Here is a 26,176-nt window from a genome sequence, read left to right on the forward strand (position 1 = left end):
GTCGTAAAAAGTTAGAATTATTTAATTAAGAAATTGAACTTATCCATATTCTTAAGGGCAATACCTGTTCCGCGAACTACAGCTCTCAACGGATCTTCAGCTACAAATACAGGAAGACCTGTCTTTTTGTGGATTCTGTCCGCAAGACCTCTTAGTAACGCTCCTCCTCCGGCAAGATAAATACCTGTTTTGTAAATATCCGCAGCCAGTTCCGGCGGTGTAAGAGAAAGTGTTTCCATTACAGCATCTTCGATTCTGATGATCGATTTGTCTAATGCACGTGCAATCTCTTTGTATCCAACCATAATCTCTTTAGGTTTACCTGTAATAAGGTCTCTACCTTGTACCGGAATATCTTCGATATCAACATCCAGATCTTCTACAGCAGAACCTACTTCAATTTTAATTCTTTCTGCAGTTCTTTCTCCGATATAAAGGTTATGGTGAGTTCTTAAGTAATAAGCAATATCATTGGTAAATACATCTCCTGCGATTTTCACAGATTTATCACATACAATACCTCCTAAAGCTACTACCGCAATTTCCGTTGTACCTCCACCTATATCGATAATCATGTTACCTTCAGGTTTCTGTACGTCAATCCCAACCCCAATTGCAGCAGCCATTGGTTCATAGATTAATCTTACTTCTTTTGCGTTTACTTTCTGAGCAGAATCTCTTACCGCTCTTTTTTCAACTTCAGTAATACCAGAAGGGATACAGATTACAATTCGTAATGCTGGTTGAATGAATTTACCTTTAATCCCGGGGATTTTTTTGATAAATTCCTTGATCATATGTTCAGAAGCGTGGAAATCAGCAATAACCCCATCCTTCAAAGGACGGATAGTTTTGATATCCTCGTGAGTTTTACCCTGCATATGTTTAGCCTGCTCACCCACGGCAATCGGCTTACCCGAAGAACGTTCAATTGCAACAATTGAAGGTTGATCTATAACAATTTTGTTATTATGGATGATAAGGGTATTAGCAGTTCCAAGGTCTATCGCAATTTCTTGCGTAAACATATCAAATAAACTCATATTTTTCTTCTGATTTTAAGTTTACAAAGATATAAATTTAACACTATTAAAGAAATTTCCCACCAACATAATTTGGTTAAAATTTTATTAAAATTTATAATTCTTTATTAACTTTCAGTTTAGATAATTACAGAGTTTGAGTTCAACTAAAATTCATGGGATATTAAAAGGGTGAAAAAGCGAATTCGCAAAAGGGTGAAAAGACTAAAGAAAATGGAGAAATTAAAAGTAAAACAACTATCGTTTGATGGGATAAGCCATTTTGCATTTTTGCTATTTCGCAAATTAACATCCATCCCGTCTTATAGTTTTTTACGATAATTATCATATACACTTTCAGAGGATGATTAATTAAAAAAAGCGTAAATTTGCGACTGCTTATGTTACAGTATTCCAACATCCATCAAACATCAAATTTTGCCGTGCTTTCCATAAGCTACGAAAAGGCCGATGTAGAAACGAGAGGAAAATTTGCATTCTTTGATGAAAACATCAAAAACTTTGTTTCCCGTGTCCATCAGGAAGACCTTGGGGATGCATTTGTGGTTTCCACATGTAACAGAACCGAAATCTACACCACCTCTCCCAATTATCTTTTAGTAGCTGAAGAGTATTGCAAAACCATAGGGGTACACCTTACTGATTTCCTTCAGTTCGCCAATATTCTTACGAAAGAAGAAGCCTTGATTCACCTTTTCAGAGTAGCTGCCGGGCTTGAGAGCCAGATCATCGGGGATTTTGAAATCATTGGTCAGATCAAAAAAGCATACAGCCGTTTTAAAAAAGAGAGACAAAATTCTAATCCTTATCTGGAAAGAGCGATTAATGCGGCCATTCAGATTTCAAAAAGGATAAAGAATGAAACCGGTATTTCTAATGGAGCAGCTTCTGTTTCTTATGCAGCAGTTCATTATATCTTGAACAGCCAGAAGAAAATTACGGAAAAGAACATCCTTCTTTTGGGTGTAGGTGAAATTGGACAGAATACTGTTGAAAATCTGGTAAAACATGTTTACCAGCCCAAAATTAAAATCGCCAACAGAACTCAGGAGAAAGCTGAAAAGATTTCCCAGAAATATAATATTCCTCACGTTGATTATTCTGATTTTGACAAGGAATTAAAAGATACAGACATTCTTATTGTGGCAACGGGAGCCAAGCACCCCATCATCAACCAGTCTCATTTCCCGAACGGAAAAGAAACTTTAGTGATTGATCTTTCAATACCTCACAATGTTGAAAAGAATGTTACAGAAAATGAAAATGTAACCCTGATTGATGTTGATGAACTTTCAAAACAGATTCAGGAAACGATCCAACAGCGTGAAAAAGAAATTCCAAAAGCTGAAAAGATCATCAAAGAACTGATGAAAGATTTCATTGAATGGGAGAAAAAAAGAAAACTGGCACCCAATATTCATCATTTCAAAGCCGTTTTAAAGAATATGGAACGTAATGAAATGCATAATTTTTACAAAAAGAACAAATACATAAACATCACGGACATGGAACTTTCTGATAAAATGATCCAGAAAATTACCAACCGTTTTGCAAAATATATTATTGACAACCCTTTAAAAGCCGAAGAAATTAGTAAATTAATGCACGAAATATTAGTTGAACAACCAAACAACGAATTCAATGAAAAGCATTAGAATCGGAACAAGAAATTCCGCACTTGCACTTTGGCAGGCTAGAGAGGTTGCGAGGCACCTTCAGAACAACAATTATTTAACGGAAATTGTTCCTATCGTTTCTTCCGGCGATAAGAACCTTAATCAGCCACTCTATTCTTTAGGAATTACCGGGGTTTTCACAAGAGACCTTGATATTGCCTTATTGAATGATGAAATTGATATTGCGGTACATTCTTTAAAAGATGTTCCTACTCAATTGCCTCACAATATTGAGATGATTGCTCATCTGGAAAGAGATTATCCTCAGGATATCCTTATTAGAAAAGAATCTGCAAGAAATAAAGATTTCCATGAACTGAAGCTGGCAACAAGCAGCTTAAGAAGAAGAGCATTCTGGTTAAGAAATTATCCGAATACCGAATTCTCAGACATTCGAGGAAATATTCAAACCAGACTTCAGAAACTGGAAGACGGAAACTTTGATGCCACCATTTTATCTCTGGCTGGAATCAAAAGGATGAAAATGGAAATTGATTACGAGATGCTTCCATTAATGATCTCTGCACCTTCACAAGGAGTAATCTCGGTAGCCGGACATTCCGACAAGCCTGAGATCAATGAAATTGTTAGCAAAATCAACCATAAGCAGACGCAGATCTGTGTAGAGATTGAAAGGAACTTTTTAAGTACTTTAGAAGGAGGCTGTACGGCACCTATCGGAGCTTTTGCAGAAATCATCGGAGATCAGATCCGTTTCAAAGCGGCCCTTTGTTCTCTGGATGGTAAAAACTGTATTGCAGTTGATGAAAACTTCGAATACAACCCAACAGAGAATTTTGGAGAAAAGTTTGCAAAAGTTGTTCTTGAAAACGGAGGGAAAGAATTAATGGCAGAAATCAAAAGCCAGATCTAGAATAATTTCATTTTAGATTTTAAATTCCTTTATTCACCTTTTTTTCATCTTCTTAACTTATCAGACATGAAAATCTTATTTACCAAAAATATAGACCAAACGATTATATCCAAAGAATTAGGAGAGGATATTTTGGTTGATTGTATTGAGGTAATTAAGACAAAGCCCATCATGATCAGCCCTTTTGACCTGAAAAATTATTCTTTGATTTTTACCAGTGTGAATGGAGTTGCTTCGTTTTTCAAAAACAGATTCAAGCCTAATGAAAATTTTACCGCCAAAAACTACAACAAGATTTATTGTGTGGGTGAAAAAACAAAAAGAGCATTAAGAAAACATGGATTCGGGACATTTAAAGTGTTGAAAAATGCAGATGTGCTTTCCAAATTTATTATTGGAAACTGCCAGCATGAACAATTTCTTCACTTCTGCGGCAATCTGGCGATCAATGTTCTGGACAAAGATTTGCCTTTGCAAAACATCAGTTATAAAAAAGTTACCTTATATAATACGGAGGAAATCAATCCTTTAATACCTGAAAAATATCATGCTGCAGTATTTTTTAGTCCGAGCGGAGTTCGTAGTTTTGCAAGGCGAAATTCTCTGGAAGGCATGAAACTTTTTTCAATTGGTGAAACCACTTCCGGTGAGTTGAGAAATTATACCAAGGAAAACATTTTTACTTCCGAAGAAAACACCTTGACTTCTATCTTTGAGCTGATCAGAAGGCAAATGGGAAATACAATTTAGAATATATACTGCCGGAAATGGCCGGTACTATTTAAATAGATTATGATAAAAAACGACCTATATTTAAAAGCACTTCGCGGAGAAACCGTTGAAAGACCTCCTGTCTGGATGATGAGGCAGGCTGGAAGATATCTGCCGGAATTCATTGCCCTAAGAGATCAATATGATTTCTTTACAAGATGTCAGACACCTGAGCTTGCGGCTGAGATTACCCTACAGCCTATCCGCAGATTTCCTTTGGACGCAGCGATTCTGTTTTCCGATATCCTGGTGGTTCCGCAAGCAATGGGAATTGATTTCAAAATGAAGGAATCTGTTGGCCCATGGCTGGATACTCCTATCAGAACAATGGAACAGGTTCAGAATATTGAAACTCCGGATGTGAATGATACTTTAGGATACGTTTTTGATGCTATTGAACTTACACTACAGAAGCTGGATAATGAAATTCCATTGATCGGTTTTGCAGGCTCCCCTTGGACCATCCTTTGTTATTGTGTGGAAGGAAAAGGAAGTAAAGCCTTTGATATTGCGAAGTCTTTCTGCTTCCAACAGCCTGAAGCAGCTCATTTGTTACTTCAGAAGATTACAGATACTACGATTGCTTATTTGAAGAGAAAAGTAGAAAAAGGAGTTGCTGCCGTACAGGTTTTCGATTCTTGGGGAGGAATGCTTTCTCCTACGGATTATCAGGAATTCTCATGGCAATACATTAACCAGATTGTTGAAGCACTAAGCCCGCTTACCCATGTGGTTGTGTTCGGAAAAGGATGCTGGTTCGCTTTGGAGGATATGACGATGTCCAAAGCTTCTGCTCTTGGAGTAGACTGGACTATCAAACCTGAATTTGCAAGAACATTAACCAATCATACAATGACTCTGCAAGGAAATTTTGATCCTGCAAGACTTCATTCTACACCTGAGACAATTAAAAAAATGGTGAATGAAATGATCAATCGTTTTGGAAAAGACAGGTATATTGCCAATCTAGGACATGGAATTTTGCCTAATGTTCCGGTTGAAAATGCTGAAGCATTTATCAGAGCCGTGGTTGACTGGAAGCCTACCCTTTAAAAAAGAATAAAGCTTTTATAGCTTTTCAATATTATGAAAGCCTTGTTATTTGATAACAGGGCTTTTTTATATCATTCTTTTTCTAAACTTATCATTTATCTTTATATTTGATTACTAACACTTTAATTAATCAATATGAAAAAGATTGACAAAGAAAAAATGAAAAGCATCATGGCAGGAGGAGAAATCTGTCTTGAATGCGCTATCGGGTATTATCAGGTTATCATCAATGGCAGATGTTACTGCGTACCTATGGACTAACAAAAAAGCAGCTCATAGCTGCTTTTTTGTTTATATCTTAAGAAGTATAGTTGTTTATTAACTCAACATTCGTTGCGCTTTTTTAACTCCTTCCACCAATCTGTCAATTTCTTCAAAAGTATTATAAACAGCAAAACTTGCTCTTACGGTTCCGGCAATATTAAAGAAGTTCATAATAGGCTGTGTACAGTGGTGTCCGGTTCTTACGGCAATTCCCATTTTATCCAGGATCATTCCTACATCAGAAGCAATTCCTACTCCTTCAAGGTTAAAGGAAACGACACCTGTTCTTTTTGCTTTTTCTCCGTACACTTTAAGTCCTTCTATTTCTAATAGCTGTCTTTGAGCATATTCTAATAAAGCATTTTCATGATTCTGAATATTTTCATGTCCCACTCTGTTCATAAAGTCAACAGCGGCACCCAAAGCGATGTTTCCACCCACGTTTGGCGTTCCTGCTTCGTATTTGAATGGAAGCCCTGCATACGTAGTTCCTTCAAATGAACATGTCGCAATCATCTCTCCACCTCCATGAAACGGAGGTAAAGCTTCTAATATTTCACGTTTCCCATATAAAATACCTGTTCCCATCGGAGCATACATTTTATGTCCTGAGAATACAAAGAAGTCGCAATCAAGCTTCTGAACATCTATAGTAAAATGCGGGGCAGACTGCGCACCATCAATCACGATATATGCATCCGTATTTTTTCTCGTTTTTGCAATAATCTCTTCAATAGGATTTACAATTCCTAATGCATTGGAAACCTGGTTTACAGAAACCACTTTAGTTTTGTCACTTAAAAACTGATCAAATTGATCCAACTGCAAAACACCATTTTCATCTATAGGAATCACGCGAAGCTTTGCTCCTGTTCTCTCACAAAGCATTTGCCACGGAACAATATTAGAATGATGTTCCAGATATGAAATAATAATTTCATCATCTTTTTTAAGCTTCTGTGTTAAGATATATGCAATAAGGTTCAGCCCTTCTGTGGTTCCTTTTGTAAAGATGACTTCGAAATCATGCTCTGCATTGATGAATTTCTGGATCTTCCTTCTGGATAGCTCCATTTCTTCTGTTGCCAGCTGGCTTAGAGTGTGAATTCCTCTGTGAACATTCGCATTAAGTTCGGTATAATATGCGTGACAGACTTCCAAAACCGAATTTGGCTTTTGAGATGTAGCTGCATTATCCAGATAAACCAGTGGTTTACCGTTCACTTCTCTGTCCAATATAGAAAACTGGCTTCTTATTTCCTGAATGTCAAACATTTATTTATTTTTTAAATTACAACGTTCTTATTTAGAACACTTCAAATTTACGGCTTTTTTTCCGAAAGGAAGCATTTGAAGAAGCACTGATAGTTGTCAGCTAATAGAAATATTCAATAGTTTAGGTGGAGAAAACCAATAAAACGGAAAGGTAAGATTGCCGAAGAGCGAAGGCACTAAAAAGAGCCTTATCATTCATAGGAAGTTTTCATTCTATCCTTTCCTTTGTCTTTAAACCTTTTTACCATTTTACGATTTCGCTTTTTTACAAATTAATTTTGTCTAGTAGATTACATAAAAAAACCTGCCAATAAATTGACAGGTTCTATATTGTGTAAATAAGCAATTCTTATTCTGCTGCAGTTTCTGCTGCTTCTGGAGCTGCACCTTCTTCAGTTGCAACTTCTTCTTCATCTTCATCATCCATTGCTGCTGCACCTCCTTTCATTGCATTTCTAGACATCTTAACAGCAACTACTACTGCATTGTCCGGGTGCACGAAAGAATATCCTTCTGTTTTGATACCACCGATGTAAAGTTTGTTACCAATTCTTAGTGGAGTAACATCTACAACGATTTCGTCTGGTAGGTTAGCAGGGATAGCTTTTACTTTTAGTTTTCTGAAAGACTGACGTAAAACACCACCAGCTACAACACCTTTTGAACGACCTGTAATTCTTACTGGAACTTCCATGATAACTGGCTTATCGTCAGATAACTGATAGAAGTCGATGTGAAGAATTTTGTCAGTGATTGGGTGAAACTGAATATCCTGAAGAACAGCTGGAATTGTTTTTCCGTCAACTTCAATAGATACCGTGTGTGCTTCAGGAGTGTATACTAACCCTTTGAAAGCTTTCTCTTCTGCAGAGAAGTTTAAAGGTGCTTCACCTCCATAAACAACACAAGGAACTAATTCAGCATCACGTAAAGCTTTTGTAGACTTTTTGCCCACGCTTTCTCTTTTTGTACCTTGAATTGTAATAGATTTCATTTATAAAAAATTTAAAAAATTGTTCTAATTTTAATTTGCAATCTGCTAAAAATCAATTAAATAACAAATTTACTGCTAATTGATTTGTGCTCATGCACCATTGTCATAACGTCTGCAAATAATGGGGCGCAAGATAGCACTTTTATTTTAGATGACAAATTATTTTTAACAGGAATTGAGTCAGTTACAATAACTTCCAGAAGTTGTGAGTTCTCAATATTCTCGTATGCCTTTCCTGAAAGTACTCCGTGGGTTGCCATAGCTCTTACGGTTTTTGCTCCTTTTTCAATTAAGATGTCTGCGGCTTTACAAAGTGTACCTGCAGTATCAATCATATCATCAATAAGGATAACATTTTTACCCGTTACATCTCCAATAAGGAACATTTCTTCTACAACGTTTGCCTTTTTTCTTTCTTTATAAGCAATTACGACTTCTGCACCCAGGTGGCCAGCATAATTTTTTGCTCTTTTTGCACCTCCCATATCCGGAGAAGCAATGGTAAGATTATCAAGGTTTAAAGATTTGATATAATCAACAAAGATGGTAGAAGCATAAAGGTGATCTACCGGAATTTCGAAGAATCCCTGGATCTGATCTGCGTGGAGATCCATAGTCATTACTCTTGTTGCACCTGCTGCTGTTAGAAGGTTAGCAACTAACTTGGCACCGATCGGTGCTCTAGGTTTGTCTTTTCTGTCCTGTCTTGCAAGTCCGAAATAAGGAATTACAACAGTAATGCTCTTTGCAGAGGCTCTTTTTGCTGCATCAATCATTAGAAGAAGTTCCAAAAGATTGTCTGCAGGCGGGAATGTAGACCCGATTAGGAAAACTCTTCCACCTCTTACAGATTCGTCCAAAACAGGCTCAAATTCCCCGTCGCTGAACTCCTGAAAGTTGATTTTTCCTAATTCTTTCCCATAACTTTGGGCAATTTTCTCTGCCAAGTCCCTGCTGGTTCTTGTACAAAATAGATAACTTAACTGATCGGCCATTTTTACTTTTTAAAAGATTTTGCAAATTTAAAAAAAAACCACAAGATTTACTCCTGTGGTTTCTAAGTTTTTATTTTATCAATTATTAAGGGAATTTAACTCCTGAATATTTGTTCGGATCTACCTGCGGAAGTGTAGATCTGTATTTCGCATTGATAGACTTAATAAATTCATTAGCTACAACGCCATACCCACGTCCTGTTAAGTGTACACCATCCAGAGAGAAGGCACCTCCTGTAACGAACTTAGCGGTATATCTTACTCCGTCAAATAAAATTCCTGACTGACTGTTGAGTTCGATCATTTTACTGTTCGCATCTACAAATGCCAATCCGTAAGAATCAGCAAGTGACTTTATAGAAGCGTTATAAGCATCTGTTGCTGTTTTTACATAACCCGCTTCTATTTTCGTAAGCACATGTTGATTCTGAAGCGGATACGAAATCCCGTAAACATTTACCGGAGCTGGCGCACCAGCTGCCGTAGTTCCGATCAGAGAACTTGTTGGAAGAAGAATATAGTCATCCGGCGTAGATTGTCTTGCCTGCCCAAAAATCTGCCCGAAAGCTGCTGCAGTTGGCAACCCTAAAGACGGAGTCAATGCGGCAGTAAGTTGAGCTGACAAATCTGTAAGGGCAACGTCTTTGATTAGAACAGGATTTGAAGCTGTGGAAGAAAGTAAATTAATTCTATCTCCAGCTCCAAAAGCGGTAAGCGCCTGCTTTAATGGCCCGTATAAGCTTGAGTTAAGAGTTGTTAAGTTAGCTCCTAAAGCTGCTGGTGTTAAAGGATTATAGGGAACTGTAGTAAAGTAAGGAACTGAAGTAACATAAGGAATATTTGCAATAACACCTTTTGTTGTTCCTACACTTTTAAGCCCGTCAAGAACACCTTTAATAGATCCCGCCACTACTGCAGGATCAGAAATATCATTAGATTTATATGTTGCAGGATTTGAATTTCCTGTCTGAACCATTGCGGTAGAATATGTTGTAACACCTCCTACCGTCTGAGAGTTTGTTCCCCCGTTAGTAGCATATGACAACACATCATTATTACCGATCCATAATGAGAAGAATGTTGGTTTCTGAGCCATAGCATCTGCAAGAACACTGGTTGTTGCAGAAGTAGCAAACCTTACGAAATAAGGATTAGCAGTTCCTGTTGCAAGACCTGCCTGGCTGCCATATCCAGGTGCAACAAGGTGAAATGACTTCGCTCCCGGAACCCCCATGTTCTGATAAGGGCCACCTGCCGTTACATTATCCAATGCCGCAGCCGGCGCACTTGCTACCGGAGATAAAGATCCGTTAACGACTTGCAAGGTAAGCTTCCCTGGAAAACCGGGAAGGTTATTAAACCCTCCGACATCGTTAGGCATCAATGGCTGTTTAAAAGCTCCACCACCGGCTAATTGCATTTGCCCTGCAATCATACTTGGGTAAGATTCATTCTGCCCGCTGCTATATAGTGCACCATCACGGTATCCTGAAGTAAGAGAGTTTCCTAAAGATATATATTTTGAAAAGTCCGCATCTCCTTTTGTCACCGGAATATCTTTCACATCCGTATCGAAATCCGTATTACAGCTTGTTACTGTAAAAAGAAGCGCAGAAACTGCAATTGTCGATATTATAATTTTTTTCATAGTCTTCTAAAATTAAAATGGATTATAAGATAAACCTAGACCTAAATAGAATGCTGTGGCTTTTGACTGCCCATAGAATCCTAGACTCGCGTTATTTACCTTTCTGTATTGAGGCATTGCATATCCTCCGGCAATATCAATTCCGAACTGTTTTAGCTTAAACCCTATACCTCCTGTAACAACATATGTATCATACGAAGGTGTTTCCGGAATAAAGTTTTCAGTAGAATAAGGTGCTTCATCATAATAAGCTCCCAAACGTCCGTAGATCATATTCGTGAATGCATACTGAGTTCCCAGTCTGAATGTTTTGGAGTTTTTAAAGTTTTTAGGGCTTATAAGAACTGTTGGATCTGACGGGCTGTTTCCAATAGGAGCATTGTCGAAATCCAATACAAGCTTGCTGTATCTTTCCCATCCATGATAGTTAAAGTCAGCAGAAACCTGCCATTTCGGTGTCACTTTATATGTTAAACCGATTGTATATTCTTCAACAAGCGGAAGAGTTGCCGAGAAGCCATCCTGTCCTGCTGCGTTCAGTTTCAACTGTGAATATACAGACTGTGAAGGGAACTTGAATGAAGCCGTCCCATTTTTAGCTTTCATATCCACCGGTGAACGGTAAGCAATACTGATGTCTAGCTTCGGATCAGGTCTGAAATAGAAACCGAAACCATATCCGTGTCCACTTGCTTTTTTATCATTGATATTAACTTGTCCATCGAATTGTGTTACCGCTTTATCCCAATCCACAACCCCTCGTGCATAGATATAACTAGCACCGAAAGCCAACCAAGGAGCAAGTTTCACAGAAACCATAGGCTGGAAATAGAAACTTTTCAGCTCCAGTTTCTGAACCATTTCTTTCCCTTCCCAGTTGTCAGGCCATTGAATTGTGCTTCCAAAAGGTGTTGTCACACTAAGACCTACGGTTAATTTTTCAATTGGTCTATAAGTAATCGCTGCATAGAAAGGAGTCCCTACAGGGTTATCTGTTTCTGCGCTCTGCAAAGTATTGAAATTCTGAAAAGTAACTTTATTACTTGCAGCAAACCCTCCTGCCACTACACTCAGTTTGGAAGGGATAAATGACATACCCGCCGGGTTGAAGAATGTCACACTCGCATCTTCGGCATGAGCACTAGTATGCGCCATTGCCAATTGTTTTACCCCTTGCAGAGAAACTCTGAAGCCTCCTGCGTAAGATAGAACTCCCGCCAATAAAGCAGTTGATACTAATATTTTTTTCATAGACTATTATTATATAATCCAAATATAAAATTATTTTGAATACGTCTGTTAATATTTCCCAATATTTTAAACAATATCTTAAAAGAAAATTATGTTTAAAATAATACCTGACGAAAAACAGAACACAAAACAATAGTTATTAAACATTTACATTATTTATGAGATAACCATAATTTTTGCGTTTAATACTAAACAATTGTTTAACATTAAGAGGTTCATAACTCAAAAAGAAACTACATCATATAAAACAGAAGGCTAAACCAGAAATATAATTTTAACAGAAAAAAAAGTCAAAACAAAAAAACCTTGCCATTCTTAATCTTTTTTAAAACCTATTGACTACGGCTTTCTATTCCATGTTTTAACTAAATTCCAAAAATGTTTTGCGCCGAATTCAGGTTATTTAAGTATTTTAGAATCGCATAAAGATAAAAATACATAAATTTGCAGATTATAAATAATAGTAATATGAGTTGTGGATGTAAAACATCCGGCGATTCTGCACATTCTTGCGGCCCTAAAAAAACCGCAAATGGCTGTGAAAATGTAAATACCTGCGGGAATAGTTATAAATTAAGTGTTTTTGACTGGCTTTCTAACATCAACAATCCGGCACCAAACAGGTGTGATTTTGTAGAAGTTAGATTTAAAAATGACAGAAAATCGTTTTATAAGAATGTAAATAATATTCCTTTACATATAGGTAGCGTAGTTACAGTAGAATCTAGTCCGGGACACGATGTAGGCGTTATAAGCCTTACGGGAGAATTAGTAAAGATTCAGATGAAAAAGAAAAAGTTTTCTGAAGAATCGGCACTCAAAATATACAGACAGGCCAACCAAAAAGACCTTGAGGTATGGCAGGAAGCAAGAAAGAAAGAAGATGGCGTAAAGCTTGAAGCAAGAAAAATTGCCCAAAGATTAGGCCTTGAAATGAAGGTTACTGATGTTGAATACCAGGGAGATTCCTCAAAGATCACCTTTTATTACACAGCAGACACCCGAGTAGATTTTAGACAACTGATCAAAGATTACGCCGGAGCTTTCAGAACTAAAATCGATATGAAACAAATCGGTTTCAGACAGGAAGCGGCAAAAGTAGGAGGAATAGGCTCTTGTGGCCGTGAGCTTTGCTGTTCTACATGGCTTACTGATTTCAGATCAGTAAACACCAATGTAGCAAGATATCAGCAATTGAGTATCAACCCTCAAAAACTTGCAGGGCAATGCGGTAAACTTAAATGCTGCCTTAATTACGAGCTTGATAGCTACTTAGATGCATTAAGCGACTTCCCTTCTTCTTCAACGACCTTGGAAACAGAAAAAGGAAAAGCATTCTGTATCAAAATTGATGTTTTCAAAAAGAAAATGTGGTTTGCCTATGTGGAAAATTCCATTGCATGGTATGACTTTGATATTGACCTTGTTAAAAAACTGATTTCAAAAAATAAAAGAGGAGAAAGAACACTTCCTCTGGAAGACCTGAAGCAGCCTGAAACCTCACTTCAAAGTATAGACCTGATTCAGGAAAATAATGTGGACCGTTTCGAAAAGAAAAACAGAGGAAACCGAAACAGAAACAACCAGAACAAACCAAATAACACCCCTCAGGGACAGGGACAGGGACAGAAAAGAAATAACAGACCGGAAAAACAAGAAAGGCCTGAAAGATCCGAAAAGCCCGAAAACCCAAATGCTTATTCAGGGAATCAGCCCAGACAGCAAAAGCAGCCACAGCCACAGCCAAAAGTACAGGCAGAAAAGGTAGAAAGCAATGCTGAAGGTGATAAAAAGCAACAAAACAATCCGAACAAGAAGAAATTTAAAAAGAAGTATCCTCCAAAAAAAGATAAAAATGCGTAAAATTTTAGGATTATTTACTCTTATCCTTTTCTTTAGCTGTAACTCTTCTTCAGAAGGAGACGTTATTATGAACTCCGTAAATAACAAATGGAATAAGAAAAGTGAACAAAAATTTAATCTTGAAGTTTCAGATCCGCAAAATCCTAAAAATATTATATTTGTCGTAAGAAACAACAACAATTACCCTTATAGCAACATAAGGTTTATTGTGAACTTCACCAATCTTCAAAACAAAAAAAAGGAAACGGATACCTTGAATTATGTACTGGCAAAACCAAACGGCGAATGGCTTGGTACAGGCTTTGGTGATACGAAAGAAACATTGTTTCAGTATAAATTGAATTACAGATTCCCCGGTAAAGGAAAATATGAAATCGGTCTGATTCAGGCGATGAGAAATGACAACCTTCCGGGAATTGAGGATGTAGGGGTAAAAATAGAAACGGCTAAACCGTAACCATAAATGGAAGAAAACAAAAAAAATGCAGGAAATAAGGGGAAGACATTTCCTCTGCCTCCCAAAAAAAAGAAAGATACCTCCTGGAAAAAATGGGTTTCATTTATTTGGATTGGACTCATTGCGGTAGTTCTGGGAATTTCAGGGCTTTTCTTTGCTGTTTCTCAAGGATTCCTTGGGGAAATGCCGGATGTGAAAGAACTTGAAAACCCGGATATCTTTGTCGCTTCTGAGATCATCTCTTCAGACGGAATAACTTTAGGAAAGTTTGAAAAGGAAAAAACACAGCCTATCGTTTTTAAAGATCTCCCTCCATATCTAATTTACGCCCTTCAGGCTAAAGAAGATGAGCGTTTTAAGGAACACTCAGGGATCGATTTGTACTCCGTTGCCAGAGCCGTAGCCTATGGTGGTGGACGTGGAGGAGGTTCTACTATAACCCAACAGCTGGCAAAGCTTCTCTTCACAGGAAATGCCTCTCAAAATAAATTTCAGAGAGCATTCCAGAAACTGAAAGAATGGGTGGTAGCAGTAAGCCTTGAAAAAAGATACACCAAAGAAGAGATCATCACTCTTTATTTCAATAAATTCGATTTCCTTTTCAATGCGAATGGTATCGAAATGGCTTCCAGAGTGTACTTTAACAAAAAGACTTCTGAGCTTACCTTACCTGAAGCCGCAACATTCGTGGCAATGCTTGAAAATCCAAGAAAAAACAACCCTTACAGATACCCAGAAAAGGCAAAAGAAAGAAGGAATGTTGTTTTGGATCAGATGCAGAAAACAGGATATATTGATGCAGCTACTTATGAGAAAGCAGCCAACACTCCGATAGAAGTTGACTTCCACCCTATTAAGAGTATTACTGACGGATATTCTGCGTATTATAAATTCTATTTGAGAAAAGAGATCGATAAATATCTTGAAACTCACGAAAAAGAAACCGGTAAGAAACTCAACCTGTATAAAGACGGATTAAAAATATATGTTACTCTTGATTCTAAAATGCAGAAATATGCAGAAGAAGCAATCAAGGAACACTTAACAGATCTTCAAAAGAGATTTGATGCTGAACAGAGAGGAAGAAAGAACAGACCTTTCTACTATCTAACAGACAAACAAATCAATGATGTAATGGTTCAGGCCATGAAAAGAACGGGCCGTTACAAGTTGTTAAAGGCTGACGGAATGCCTGAGGATTCTATTATGATGGAATTCAAAAAGCCTATCAAAACGTCAAGATTTACGTGGAATGGAGAAGAAGAAGTTGAAATGTCCCCTTGGGATTCTATCAGATACCACAAACAGATTGCTCAGGCAGGTTTGATGTCTATGGTTCCGGGAACCGGAGAAATCAAAGCATGGGTAGGTGGTATAGACTGGCAGCACTTCCAATACGACCATATCAAACAAGGGAAAAGACAGGTAGGATCTACCTTCAAACCTTTCGTATATGCAACTGCTATTATGAAATTGGGAATGACACCTTGCTCAGCGGTTTCTAACGGAACTTACGATCATAACGGATGGCATGTACCAGGAAGAGGCGGAATGCTTACTTTAAAAGATGCATTAGCACACTCTCAAAACCCGGTTGCCGCAAGACTTATCGAAATGACAGGTGTAGACGCTGTAATCCAAACTGCAAGAGATCTTGGAGTAACAGAAGATATCCCAAGAAATAATACCATTGCATTAGGTTCATCAGACATTACTATTTATGAAATGTTAGGAGCTTACAGTACTTTTGCCAACTATGGAAACTACAATAAACCGGAAATGATCTGGAGAATTGAAGACGCCAACGGTAGAGTAATTAAGGAAGTAAACGTAGAACCTAAGGAAGTGATGAACCCAATGTATGCATACACCATGATTGAACTTATGAAAGGTGTTGCACAATATGGAACCGCTTCCGGAGAACTAGGAAGAAGAGGAATTTCGAAAGCCGTAGAAATTGCAGCTAAGACTGGTACAACTCAGAACAACTCCGACGGATGGTTTATGGGAATCACACCGAAATTAGCAACCGGAGCATGGGTTGGATGGGAAGACAGAGCCACTCACTTCTTTGGAACAGGAGAAGGTCAGGGGGCCAAAATGGCTCTTCCGATATGGGCAATCTTCATGAAGAAAGTATGGGCAGACAAGAGTTTAGGAGTTACTCCAGACGATAAGTTTATTAAGCCTTCAGACTGGAAAGACGGCTGTTCAAACCTTAAAGGATTAAGTGGAGGATACGGAGACGATGGAAGTCTTCAGACCATTGACGAGATCAAAAATCCAAAACCTGTAGATCCTAACCCTAAAAAACCTACAGAAAAGAAAGAGGATAATATCAATGAAAATCTTCATTCCAATGATGAAGTAGACTTTAATAAATAAATTCTCTTTTAGAAATACATAAGACCTTTCAATAATTTGGAAGGTCTTTTCTTTTATAATTAATACCTTTGGTGTATGAATATCGAACGTATCAGACAACCTTTTATCAAGAAATTTCCAGGTGATTTTTCCAATAATCCTATGCAGAGAAATACTCCGAAAGTCTTATTTTCTACCACTCAGCCCGCCGGGTTTGATCAGCCAGAGCTGATCGCCTTTAACGAAGAATTAGCTGAAGAGATAGGACTGGGAAAATACGAAGATAAGGATCTGAATTTTCTGGTGGGAACCAGCCTACCGGAAAATGTACAAACCTACGCAACAGCTTATGCAGGGCATCAGTTTGGAAACTGGGCAGGACAGCTTGGAGACGGAAGAGCTATTCTGGCCGGTGAGATCATCAATGATTCTGGTAAAAAAACGGAAATCCAATGGAAAGGAGCCGGAGCCACACCGTACTCCAGACATGCAGATGGAAGAGCTGTTCTGAGATCTTCTTTACGTGAATACCTCATGAGTGAAGCCATGTATCATCTTGGAGTTCCCACAACGAGAGCACTCAGCTTAGCCTTTACAGGAGAAGATGTCGTACGCGATATAATGTACAACGGAAATCCCCAGCTTGAAAAAGGAGCTGTTGTTATCAGAACAGCAGAAAGCTTTCTTCGTTTTGGACATTTTGAGTTAATGTCTGCCCAGGGCGAGTACAAAACATTACAAGACCTTGTCGACTTTACCATTGAAAATTACTTTCCGGAAATAACCTCTTCGGATGATCAGAAATACAAAGATTTTTTTGAAAATATCTGTACCAGAACTGCAGATCTTATGGTGGAATGGCTCAGGGTAGGATTTGTACATGGTGTGATGAATACTGATAATATGTCGATACTGGGATTAACTATTGATTATGGACCTTATTCAATGATGGATGAATATGATCTGAATTTCACGCCTAATACAACTGATCTTCCGGGAAGAAGATATGCTTTCGGAAAACAGGGACAAATCTCCCAATGGAATCTCTGGCAGCTTGCCAATGCACTTCATCCGCTGATCAAAGATGAAAAGTTCCTTGAAGAGACTTTAAACAGGTACGGAAACTATTTCTGGAACGCCCACGATACAATGCTTTGCAGAAAATTTGGACTGGATCAACTATTAAAAGAAGACGAAGAATTTTTTACCAACTGGCAAGGCCTGATGCAGGAATTAGAAATGGATTATACCTTATTTTTTAACCGTTTAGAAGATTGGAATAAAGAAACAATTTTAAAAGACCATTTCAAAAAGGTTTCCTACAGCATTCTGAATGAAGAGAAACTAAGAAAGCTTAACGATTTCATTAAGAACTATGAATCACGATTAAGTCTAAACTCAATATCAAGAGAGATTTCTTTAAACATGATGAAAAACGCCAATCCAAAATTCATTTTAAGAAATTATCTCCTTTACGAATGCATTGAAGAGATCAGCAATGGCAGAACAGAAATGCTTGAAAAGCTTACTCAAGCTTTGGAAAATCCTTATCAGGAAACATTCCCTGAATTTTCAGCCAAAAGACCTTCTGGTTATGACGACGTTACCGGATGCTCTACACTTTCCTGCAGTTCATAGCAAAAACAACAATAATTAAACTGTTTTATTGAATTTAATTTACAATATTAAATCTTTTTCTTATTTTTAGAAAAATTTTTAACATGAAAAAAATTATACTATCTATCACAGCATTGTTGATCAGCACATCTGTATTTTCCCAGTATTGGGGAACTCAAAACTCCGGATTTGCTGCTGCATCCAGAGGAATCAGTGGCTTGGAAGTTTATGACGCGAATACAGTTTGGGCATTTGCTTATAATGGAACGAGTTCTACAGCAAACGTACAGGAATTTACAAAAACATCTAACGGTGGTACTACATGGACAGCCGGATCAATTAATGTTGGCAATACAAGCTTAAGAATTACCAATATCTCAGGAGTAAGTGCTACCACAGCATGGGTAGGTGCTTTTAATAATACAAGCGGATTAGGAGGAGTTTGGAAAACAAGTGATGGCGGCGCAACATGGGTGAACCAGAAAATGCTATCTACACCAGGCGAATCATGGACCAATTATGTACATTTCTTCGATGCTAATAACGGTATTGTTGGTGGAGACCCTGAAGGCGGAGAATTTGAAATTTATACAACTTCTAACGGAGGTTCTACATGGACAAGAGTACCTGCCGCTAACCTTCCGGATCCTTTAGTAGATGAATACGGATACAATAGCGGATATTATGCGGTAGGTAATAATATGTTCTTCTATACAGATCACGGAAGAATCTACAAATCTGCAGATAAAGGACTCACATGGACCGCGTTGGCAACAGATGCCATCATCAGTGATTTTGGAGGAACTACAGAAAGTGGTGATATGGCATGGAGTGACGCTAACAACGGAATGATTCTTAAAAGAACATCCACAACATTACAACTATACACTACCACCAATGGAGGAACAACATGGGCCCCGGTAACCTTTACAGGAATTACCGCAGCTAATAAAATTAGTGATATAGCCTATGTACCAGGAACCAATATTGTAGTAGCAACAAGCTCTGATGGAACAACCGGAGGCTCATGGAAAAGCATCAACAACGGTGTTACATGGACCGCATTAGATACAGGCGTTCAACATCTGGGAATACGCTGCTCAGATGCCAATACCTGCTATTCCGGAGGGTTTAATACTTCCGCAACTGTTGGAGGAATGTTCAAATCTTTACTCTCACTTGGAACGGCTGAAACAAAAGCTGCTACAAAACATACCCTGTCAATTTATCCTAACCCAACCAAAGGAGACATTAACATCAAGACAGACCAGAAAATAAAAATGGCTACCATTATTGACATGTCTGGAAAAACACTTAACACAGAAAATTCCGGAAAACCAGATGTTTCTTCACTTCCAAAAGGAACATATCTATTGAAAGTAGATTTCTCTGACGGAACATCTACAACTGAAAAAATAATTAAACAATAACACCATTATACAATCTTTCTAAAACCACCAGCTTGGTGGTTTTTTTATTTTACTTTTGCAAAAAAATAAATACGTGTCATTGATCAAAACTAAATTTATTAACTTTCTAAGGCTGATCTTCCCTTCATCTTCCACTGAAGTAACCGTCTTCCTTATTTTTATGACCTGCTATGGAATATTGGGTTCTTACATCGCAATCCATTACAGAATCATATTTGACAGCAGAATTCCCTGGGATGCCTACTTCAGTTTTGATAATAAATCCATTATTATGACCGGCGGGAGTTTTGAGAGACATCCCCTCTCCTATTATTTTTTTAACTGGGTAAGAGAATTCTCCCTATTGATTTCAGGTGGAAAAATGGATGTTAATTTCAGACTTACTCTGGCCTGGCTCAGTAGTATTGTAATTACACTGAATATTGTTCAGATTTTTAAATACCTGAAGAATATTATTATGTTACCTCTATGGTTAAGTATTTTAATTATTACTTTCTTTGGGATCTTTTCAACCAATATTATATTATCCTTCACTCCCGAGAATTTCACATACACGTTGTTTCTACTTTCTTTATATAATTATTATGCCGCAATTAAACTCAGGAAGGAAGAAAAAATACCCGCAACAGCTCTTTCATTGGCAGGCATTACTATTGGAGGACTTACTATAACCAATTTTGTAAAAGTTTTTATACCACTTCTTTTTGAAAAAGATCTTTTCAGGAGCTGGAAAAAATTTGGAAGCGCCGTTTTGAGGGTACTCATTGCTGTAATCTGCTATGTTCTTCTTTATCTGAACAGAATTGATTTTAAGTACCAGAATATTTTTTCGAAAACCAATCAGCAATATGAAAAATTTTCAAACGTAGAAACTATGCCTACCTGGGATATGATTCTGTCTTTCTTTTTCGGCGGCAACATTCTATTCCCGGGGTTTATTATTTCGGATAAACACAATATGAAAGGATTCCATTTCAAAGCACTTTATATGGATCTTTATTCATCTGTCTTTTCATATATTTTCATTATCCTTTTATTGATACTGATCAGTTGGAGTTATTTTAAGAATTTCAGGAACAAATGGGTTCAGGTAATTGCCCTCTCATTTTTCGTTGACATTATCATCCATTGCGTGATGAGGTTCGGGCTTCACACCTCTTACATCTATGGAGGGCACTTTGTTTTTGTATATCCGCTCCTTATCGGGTGGCTTTTCTACGCGTACAGATCTTCTCAGAAAGTGATGGCACTCTTAACACTTATCATCTGCACCCTGCTCGTTTATCTATTTGTAAACAATCTTTTCAGGATGTCGGAATTCTTCTGGTTTTTGGAAAAATATTATCAATAAAAAAGCTGAGAAAATTTCTCAGCTTTTTGTTTTTATATTTAGAAAATCAATACTATTTTGCTTCGGCGCAGAAAATTCTATATTGTACCGGCACTGCAGATTTAAAATATTCTCTGATCTTCGAAAGATCGCTTGCAGCACTTTGTTTAGTAAAATAACTTCCTGCTAAAATTTTATAATTAGGTCTCAAAGAAGCATCCGTTTCAACTTTCAGATTCGGAAATCTTTTTCTGAAATAAGACTTCACTTCATTCGCTTCATCATTACTTTTCACCGTTGTAATCTGAATTTTGAACCCTAAAATCCTAGGATTTTTCTTACAAATTTCAGCATTGGTAAGCTCTCTGTTCGGTACAAAGATTTTTGGAGGTTTTGTGCTGATTCCTGTAGAAATTCCATCATCATTATTACTGAAATCTTTAGATGGATTTGTTGGGGTAACTTTAGCACATTTACCTTCAATTCCTTCTAAAGCAGCATTTATTCTGGAATCCATTGTCATGACAAGTTCCGTTCCCGAAAGGGTATCTTTTTTAACAACCTGCTGTGCTTCAATATTATAAAATCCAAATAATGATAATATCGAAAATATTTTGATTAGATTTCTCATTTAAACTTGTTTCCGCAAATTTATACAAATTAAAAAACTATACCAAACCAGTTATTTAGAATCAATACAAATTAAACGTAAATGATATTTTCCCTTTTCGATATACCGTTAAATTCCTGTTAAAAATATTATTTTTGCGGAATTGATTGAATGTTCAATAATTTACTAACATAAGATAATTTAAATGATTAGTTGGAGAAAGCATTATAAAAAAACGTTGATCGCAATAGGCTTATTGCTATCAACCAGTGCTTCATTTTACGGGCAAGACGGCGATCCTAAAAACGGAGAGAAACTTTTCAAAGCGAATTGTACTGCATGTCACGCGCTGGACAAACAAGTTGTTGGGCCACCATTAAAGGGGGTTGTAGAACGTGTAAAGACAGAAGGTGGTGTAGACAAAGATTGGCTTCACAAGTGGATCAAAGACAACAAAGCTCTTAGAGCTTCTGGGGATAAATACGCCAATGAGATTTTTGAAAAGTTTAATAAGACTGAAATGCAGGTCTTTCCAAATCTTACAGATAAGGATATAGATGACATTTTAGCTTTCACGACTAATCCTCCTGCTCCGGAAGAGAAAAAGCCGGAAGCAACTCCTGCAGCTGACGCTACTGCGGCAGCTCCTGCAGACAAAACTACTACAAACGTTGTAATCATTTCACTTTTAGCGATCGCAGGTTTACTGGTTTGGATCTTGGTTAAACTAAGACAATTGGTAAAACTGGGTCAGTCTGAAGATTTGGCCGGACTTAATGAAACAAGAGTTCGTTCTTTCAGTGAAATGTATGAGAAGTTCCACTTCATTGGTAAAGGTTTATTAGCAATCCTTGCTATTTTAGCTGCTTACGGAGTATGGAACTGGTTAATGTGGATCGGGGTTTACAAAGGTTACAAACCAGAACAACCTATCTACTTCTCTCACAAAATCCACGCTGGAGAACAGAAAATTGACTGTCAGTTATGCCACTCTAGTGCTAAATACGGAAAAGTATCTGAAATTCCTTCTATGAACGTTTGTATGAACTGTCACAGAACAATTTCTGAATACAACGCAGATCACTACATGGAGCCAGGAAAAGATAAGGCATTCTATGACGGAGAAATCCAGAAGATCTACGCTGCAACAGGTTGGGATCCTGCAAAACAACAGTACACAGGAAAAACACAGCCGGTTGAATGGACAAGAATCCACAACATGCCAGACTTCGTTTACTTCAACCACTCTCAGCACGTAATTGCTGGAGAACAAGCGATCATCAATTCTTTCAACAAAAAGAATCCTAACAACAAAATTGATGTTGTATGTAAAGCTTGTCACGGTAAAATTGATACAATGAATGTTGTTCAGATGGCTAACGACTTTACTATGGGATGGTGTATCGAGTGCCACAGAACTACTGAGGTTGATATGAACAACGGTTATAATAAAGAGTACTTCAAAAATCTACATGACAAGTTGAAAAAACAGTATCCACAAGATGGAGGTAAGATCACTGTAGATGCAATTGGAGGTCTTGAGTGTGGTAAATGTCATTATTAATAACTAAAAAATTAGAAGTATAAATGGCTTCAAACAAAATACAATTCAGAAGTATTCATGAACTTAAAGATCCAGCTTTGAATAATAAGCTGGCTCAGAAAGAGTTTCAGGAAGAAATTCCGGTAGAAGATTTCCTTGGAGATGCTGAGAAAAACGGATCAAGTACTTCAAGAAGAGATTTCCTTAAATTATTAGGATTCTCTACAGCAGCAGTTACATTAGCTGCCTGCGAAGCTCCGGTAATCAAAACGATTCCTTATGTGGTAAAGCCGCATGATATTATTCCGGGAATCCCTAATTATTACGCTTCAACTTATTTTGACGGTTTCGACTTTGCTAGTGTTTTAGTAAAAACCAGAGAAGGTAGACCAATCAAAATTGAACCCAACCCGGCTGGTGGTGATTTAGGTAAAACTAATGCAAGAGCTCAGGCAAGTGTACTTTCTCTTTATGATAATGATAAAGTAAAACAGCCTAAACTAGACGGTAAAGACGAAACTTTCGATAAAGTAGACAGTTTTGTAATTAAAGGGTTAGAAGAAGCTAAAGCGTCAGGTAAAAAGATTGTGGTTTTATCACACTCTTTTGCTTCACCAACTTTCAAAAAGTTATTCGCTGAATTCAAAGCTAAATATCCTACAGCTGAATTAGTAACTTATGATGCTTTCCCTTACTCTGCAGGATTAGATGCAGCTCAGGAAGTATTCGGACAAAGAGCATTACCAGTTTATGACCTTAGCGGTTCTGAGTTGGTAGTTTCTTTCCAGGCTGATTTCTTAGGAGATTATAACGCTTCAAGCTTAGAAACTTCTTACGCAGCAGCTAGAAAGCCGGGGGCAAACATGTTGAGACACATCCAGGTGGAATCTAACATGTCTTTAACTGGTGCTAATGCTGACTCAAGATACAGATTAAAGCCAAGTGCTGTAAACAAAACTTTAGTTGAAGTTTACAATGTAATCGTAGGAGGTGGTAGTACTTCTGATAAGGCTGCGGCTGAGATTGCAAAAGAACTTAACGACAAAAGGAGCAAAGCTGTTGTTTTTGCTGATGGTTCTAAAGGAGCACAGGTTTTAGCACACTTAATCAACCAAAAGCTAACTTCAGTAGCTTTCACAGGTAAAGCCAACTTCCTTAAAGAATTTGACGGTGCAAAATACCAGGAATTCTTAGGATGGGTAAACGGTGGACAAGTTGGTGTATTAATTACAAACAACGTAGATCCTATTTACTCTCATCCAAAAGGAGAAGATTTCAAAAAGTCTTTATCAAAAGTTCCTTATGTAGTTGCTGTAGCAGATAAGAAAAATGAAATGTACAAAGCAGCGAAAGCTGTAATTCCTGTAGCTAACTGGCTAGAATCTTGGGGAGATATCGAACCACAGACCGGAGTATATTCATTGATGCAGCCTACGATCCAGAAAATCTACAAATCAAGACAGATTGAAGAATCTCTATTGGTTTGGAAGAATGGTAAGAACAATGCCTCAAACAATTACTACGATTATTTAAAGGCAAGCTCTGCTTCTCTTTTAGGTGGTACTTCTTTCAACAAAGCATTGTATAACGGGATCAACGCTTCTACAAACACAGCAACTTTATCTTATGCTGGAGGAAACGGAGCCCAGGCCGCTGCTGAACTAGGAAACTTTAAGCCATCTGAATTAGAATTAGTATTATACACTAAAACTTCAATGGGAGATGGAACTCAGGCAAACAACCCTTGGTTACAAGAATTACCTGATCCAATCACAAGAATGTCTTGGGATAACTACTTGACAATTTCTCCAAAAGACGCTGAGAAGTTTGCAATAGATAACGATCTTAACGCGAGAATGCAGTTGGATGGTTCTATCGTAAACCTTACAGTAAATGGAGTTAAAATAGAAAACGTTCCTGTATTCGTTCAACCGGGACAAGCTGAAGGATCTGTAGGTCTTGCGCTTGGATATGGTAAGAAAAACTCAGGAGCTACTGCAGATACAGGTGTAAATGCTTATCCTTTATTTGATGGTTCTAACCTTGTACTTTCAGGTGTTAAAATCGAGAAAACTGGAGAAGATCACGAATTCGCAGGTATCCAGCTTCAAAATACATTAATGGGTCGTTATGAAATTGCGAAGGAAGTTCCTTTAGCTGAATTCATTAATGTACCTTTCGATGATGAGCACAAAGGATGGAACAAGCCTTTGGAATACCACACCATCAGTGGAGCTCTTCCAGCAAGAAAAATTGACCTTTGGGATGCATTTGATGATACTGACGGTCCTCACTTCAACTTATCTATTGACTTGAACTCTTGTACAGGTTGTGGAGCATGTATTATTGCTTGTCAGGCTGAGAACAACGTTCCTGTAGTAGGTAAAGAAGAGGTAAGAATGTCCAGAGATATGTACTGGTTAAGAATTGACCGTTACTATTCTTCAAGACAGAAAGTTGAAGTATACGAAGGATTAAAAGAAGGAATGGCTGTACCTGAATTGTATGGTACTGCATTCGGAGACGGAGGTGCGTTAAACCACCCTGCAGACAATCCTGATGTAATCTTCCAACCAGTAATGTGTCAGCACTGTAACCACGCTCCATGTGAAACTGTATGTCCGGTAGCGGCTACTTCACACGGTAAGCAAGGTCAAAACCATATGGCTTACAACAGATGTATCGGTACAAGATATTGTGCAAACAACTGTCCGTACAAAGTAAGACGTTTCAACTGGTTTACTTATAACCTAAATGACAAGTTCGATTACAACATGAACAACGATTTAGGAAGAATGGTACTTAACCCGGACGTAGTTGTAAGAACTAGAGGGGTAATGGAAAAATGTTCAATGTGTATCCAAATGACTCAGAATACTATTCTTGAGGCTAAGAAAGAAGGAAGAAGAGTGAAGGATGGAGAATTCCAGACTGCTTGTTCTAAAGCTTGTTCTACTGGAGCAATGACATTTGGAGACATGAATGATAAAGATTCTTCAATTAGAAAGGTATATGCCTCTAACAGAAGATATTATTTACTAGAGGAGATCGGAACAAAGCCAAACGTGTTCTATCACACTAAAGTAAGAAACAGAGTAGAAAAATAAAGTTTAAATAA

Annotated in this window: 20 protein-coding genes; 13 read left to right on the forward strand and 7 right to left on the reverse strand. The window is 37.7% G+C overall.

Annotation, left to right across the window (positions count from 1 at the left end; genetic code table 11):
- Positions 1 to 17: 17 nt before the first annotated feature.
- Positions 18 to 1,043: a rod shape-determining protein gene (locus F3J23_RS09395; protein ID WP_002982450.1), complete on the reverse strand. Its 1,026-nt coding sequence runs from the start codon at positions 1,041 to 1,043 to the stop codon at positions 18 to 20.
- A 380-nt stretch (positions 1,044 to 1,423) separates the two neighbouring features.
- On the opposite strand from F3J23_RS09395, the gene hemA reads away from it, so the two are divergent.
- The 5 genes from hemA to F3J23_RS09420 all read left to right on the forward strand — a co-directional run bounded on the left by hemA (position 1,424) and on the right by F3J23_RS09420 (position 5,678).
- Entirely contained in the window at positions 1,424 to 2,698 is a 1,275-nt protein-coding gene (gene hemA, locus F3J23_RS09400; protein WP_167027468.1) for a glutamyl-tRNA reductase, read from the forward strand.
- On the forward strand, positions 2,685 to 3,593 hold the full coding sequence (gene hemC, locus F3J23_RS09405; RefSeq protein ID WP_167027471.1) for a hydroxymethylbilane synthase: 909 nt from the start codon (positions 2,685 to 2,687) through the stop codon (positions 3,591 to 3,593). Before hemA ends, hemC begins: the two co-directional genes overlap by 14 nt.
- A gap of 66 nt (positions 3,594 to 3,659) precedes the next feature.
- Positions 3,660 to 4,343 (forward strand): uroporphyrinogen-III synthase, encoded by a 684-nt coding sequence (locus tag F3J23_RS09410; RefSeq protein WP_167027474.1) that lies wholly within the window; start codon positions 3,660 to 3,662, stop codon positions 4,341 to 4,343.
- A 42-nt stretch (positions 4,344 to 4,385) separates the two neighbouring features.
- Positions 4,386 to 5,417, forward strand: a complete 1,032-nt coding sequence (gene hemE, locus F3J23_RS09415) for a uroporphyrinogen decarboxylase (RefSeq protein ID WP_167027477.1) — start codon at positions 4,386 to 4,388, stop codon at positions 5,415 to 5,417.
- 135 nt (positions 5,418 to 5,552) lie between these two features.
- Entirely contained in the window at positions 5,553 to 5,678 is a 126-nt protein-coding gene (locus F3J23_RS09420; RefSeq protein WP_167027480.1) for a GNAT family acetyltransferase, read from the forward strand.
- Positions 5,679 to 5,735: 57 nt separating this feature from the next.
- Here the strand turns inward: F3J23_RS09420 and F3J23_RS09425 are convergent, their stop codons facing one another.
- The 5 genes from F3J23_RS09425 to F3J23_RS09445 all read right to left on the reverse strand — a co-directional run bounded on the left by F3J23_RS09425 (position 5,736) and on the right by F3J23_RS09445 (position 11,844).
- Positions 5,736 to 6,956, reverse strand: coding sequence for an aminotransferase class V-fold PLP-dependent enzyme (locus tag F3J23_RS09425; protein ID WP_167027483.1), 1,221 nt, complete (start codon positions 6,954 to 6,956; stop codon positions 5,736 to 5,738).
- A gap of 349 nt (positions 6,957 to 7,305) precedes the next feature.
- Positions 7,306 to 7,950: a 50S ribosomal protein L25/general stress protein Ctc gene (locus tag F3J23_RS09430; RefSeq protein ID WP_167027486.1), complete on the reverse strand. Its 645-nt coding sequence runs from the start codon at positions 7,948 to 7,950 to the stop codon at positions 7,306 to 7,308.
- A 56-nt stretch (positions 7,951 to 8,006) separates the two neighbouring features.
- The gene (locus F3J23_RS09435) at positions 8,007 to 8,945 is read right to left on the reverse strand and encodes a ribose-phosphate pyrophosphokinase (protein ID WP_167027489.1); all 939 of its coding nucleotides are present in this window, start codon (positions 8,943 to 8,945) and stop codon (positions 8,007 to 8,009) included.
- Between the two features lie 85 nt (positions 8,946 to 9,030).
- A complete protein-coding gene (locus F3J23_RS09440) occupies positions 9,031 to 10,593 on the reverse strand; it encodes a G-D-S-L family lipolytic protein (RefSeq protein WP_167027492.1) in 1,563 nt (520 codons plus the stop codon).
- Between the two features lie 12 nt (positions 10,594 to 10,605).
- Entirely contained in the window at positions 10,606 to 11,844 is a 1,239-nt protein-coding gene (locus F3J23_RS09445; RefSeq protein ID WP_167027495.1) for an OmpP1/FadL family transporter, read from the reverse strand.
- A gap of 468 nt (positions 11,845 to 12,312) precedes the next feature.
- Here F3J23_RS09445 and F3J23_RS09450 point away from each other — a divergent pair, with 468 nt between their 5' ends.
- From F3J23_RS09450 to F3J23_RS09475, 6 genes are all read left to right on the forward strand, one after another.
- A complete protein-coding gene (locus tag F3J23_RS09450) occupies positions 12,313 to 13,707 on the forward strand; it encodes a stage 0 sporulation family protein (protein ID WP_167028156.1) in 1,395 nt (464 codons plus the stop codon).
- The gene (locus tag F3J23_RS09455; protein WP_167027498.1) at positions 13,700 to 14,164 is read left to right on the forward strand and encodes a gliding motility lipoprotein GldH; all 465 of its coding nucleotides are present in this window, start codon (positions 13,700 to 13,702) and stop codon (positions 14,162 to 14,164) included. Before F3J23_RS09450 ends, F3J23_RS09455 begins: the two co-directional genes overlap by 8 nt.
- A 6-nt stretch (positions 14,165 to 14,170) precedes the next feature.
- The gene (locus F3J23_RS09460) at positions 14,171 to 16,549 is read left to right on the forward strand and encodes a transglycosylase domain-containing protein (RefSeq protein ID WP_167027502.1); all 2,379 of its coding nucleotides are present in this window, start codon (positions 14,171 to 14,173) and stop codon (positions 16,547 to 16,549) included.
- 75 nt (positions 16,550 to 16,624) lie between these two features.
- Complete coding sequence (locus F3J23_RS09465) at positions 16,625 to 18,166, forward strand: protein adenylyltransferase SelO (RefSeq protein WP_167027505.1); 1,542 nt, start codon at positions 16,625 to 16,627, stop codon at positions 18,164 to 18,166.
- A gap of 83 nt (positions 18,167 to 18,249) precedes the next feature.
- Positions 18,250 to 19,575: a T9SS type A sorting domain-containing protein gene (locus tag F3J23_RS09470; protein WP_167027508.1), complete on the forward strand. Its 1,326-nt coding sequence runs from the start codon at positions 18,250 to 18,252 to the stop codon at positions 19,573 to 19,575.
- Between the two features lie 73 nt (positions 19,576 to 19,648).
- The gene (locus tag F3J23_RS09475) at positions 19,649 to 20,926 is read left to right on the forward strand and encodes a DUF6080 domain-containing protein (protein WP_317167707.1); all 1,278 of its coding nucleotides are present in this window, start codon (positions 19,649 to 19,651) and stop codon (positions 20,924 to 20,926) included.
- A 52-nt stretch (positions 20,927 to 20,978) separates the two neighbouring features.
- Here F3J23_RS09475 and F3J23_RS09480 read toward each other — a convergent pair whose 3' ends face one another.
- Complete coding sequence (locus tag F3J23_RS09480) at positions 20,979 to 21,536, reverse strand: SPOR domain-containing protein (protein WP_167027512.1); 558 nt, start codon at positions 21,534 to 21,536, stop codon at positions 20,979 to 20,981.
- A 184-nt stretch (positions 21,537 to 21,720) separates the two neighbouring features.
- Here F3J23_RS09480 and F3J23_RS09485 point away from each other — a divergent pair, with 184 nt between their 5' ends.
- Both F3J23_RS09485 and F3J23_RS09490 read left to right on the forward strand, forming a co-directional pair.
- Positions 21,721 to 23,079, forward strand: coding sequence for a c-type cytochrome (locus F3J23_RS09485; RefSeq protein ID WP_167027515.1), 1,359 nt, complete (start codon positions 21,721 to 21,723; stop codon positions 23,077 to 23,079).
- Positions 23,080 to 23,102: 23 nt separating this feature from the next.
- A complete protein-coding gene (locus F3J23_RS09490) occupies positions 23,103 to 26,165 on the forward strand; it encodes a TAT-variant-translocated molybdopterin oxidoreductase (RefSeq protein WP_167027518.1) in 3,063 nt (1,020 codons plus the stop codon).
- The last annotated feature ends 11 nt before the right edge of the window (positions 26,166 to 26,176 follow it).

It is taken from the genome of Chryseobacterium sp. Tr-659, from assembly GCF_011752975.1.
In the GTDB taxonomy this organism is placed as follows: domain Bacteria; phylum Bacteroidota; class Bacteroidia; order Flavobacteriales; family Weeksellaceae; genus Chryseobacterium.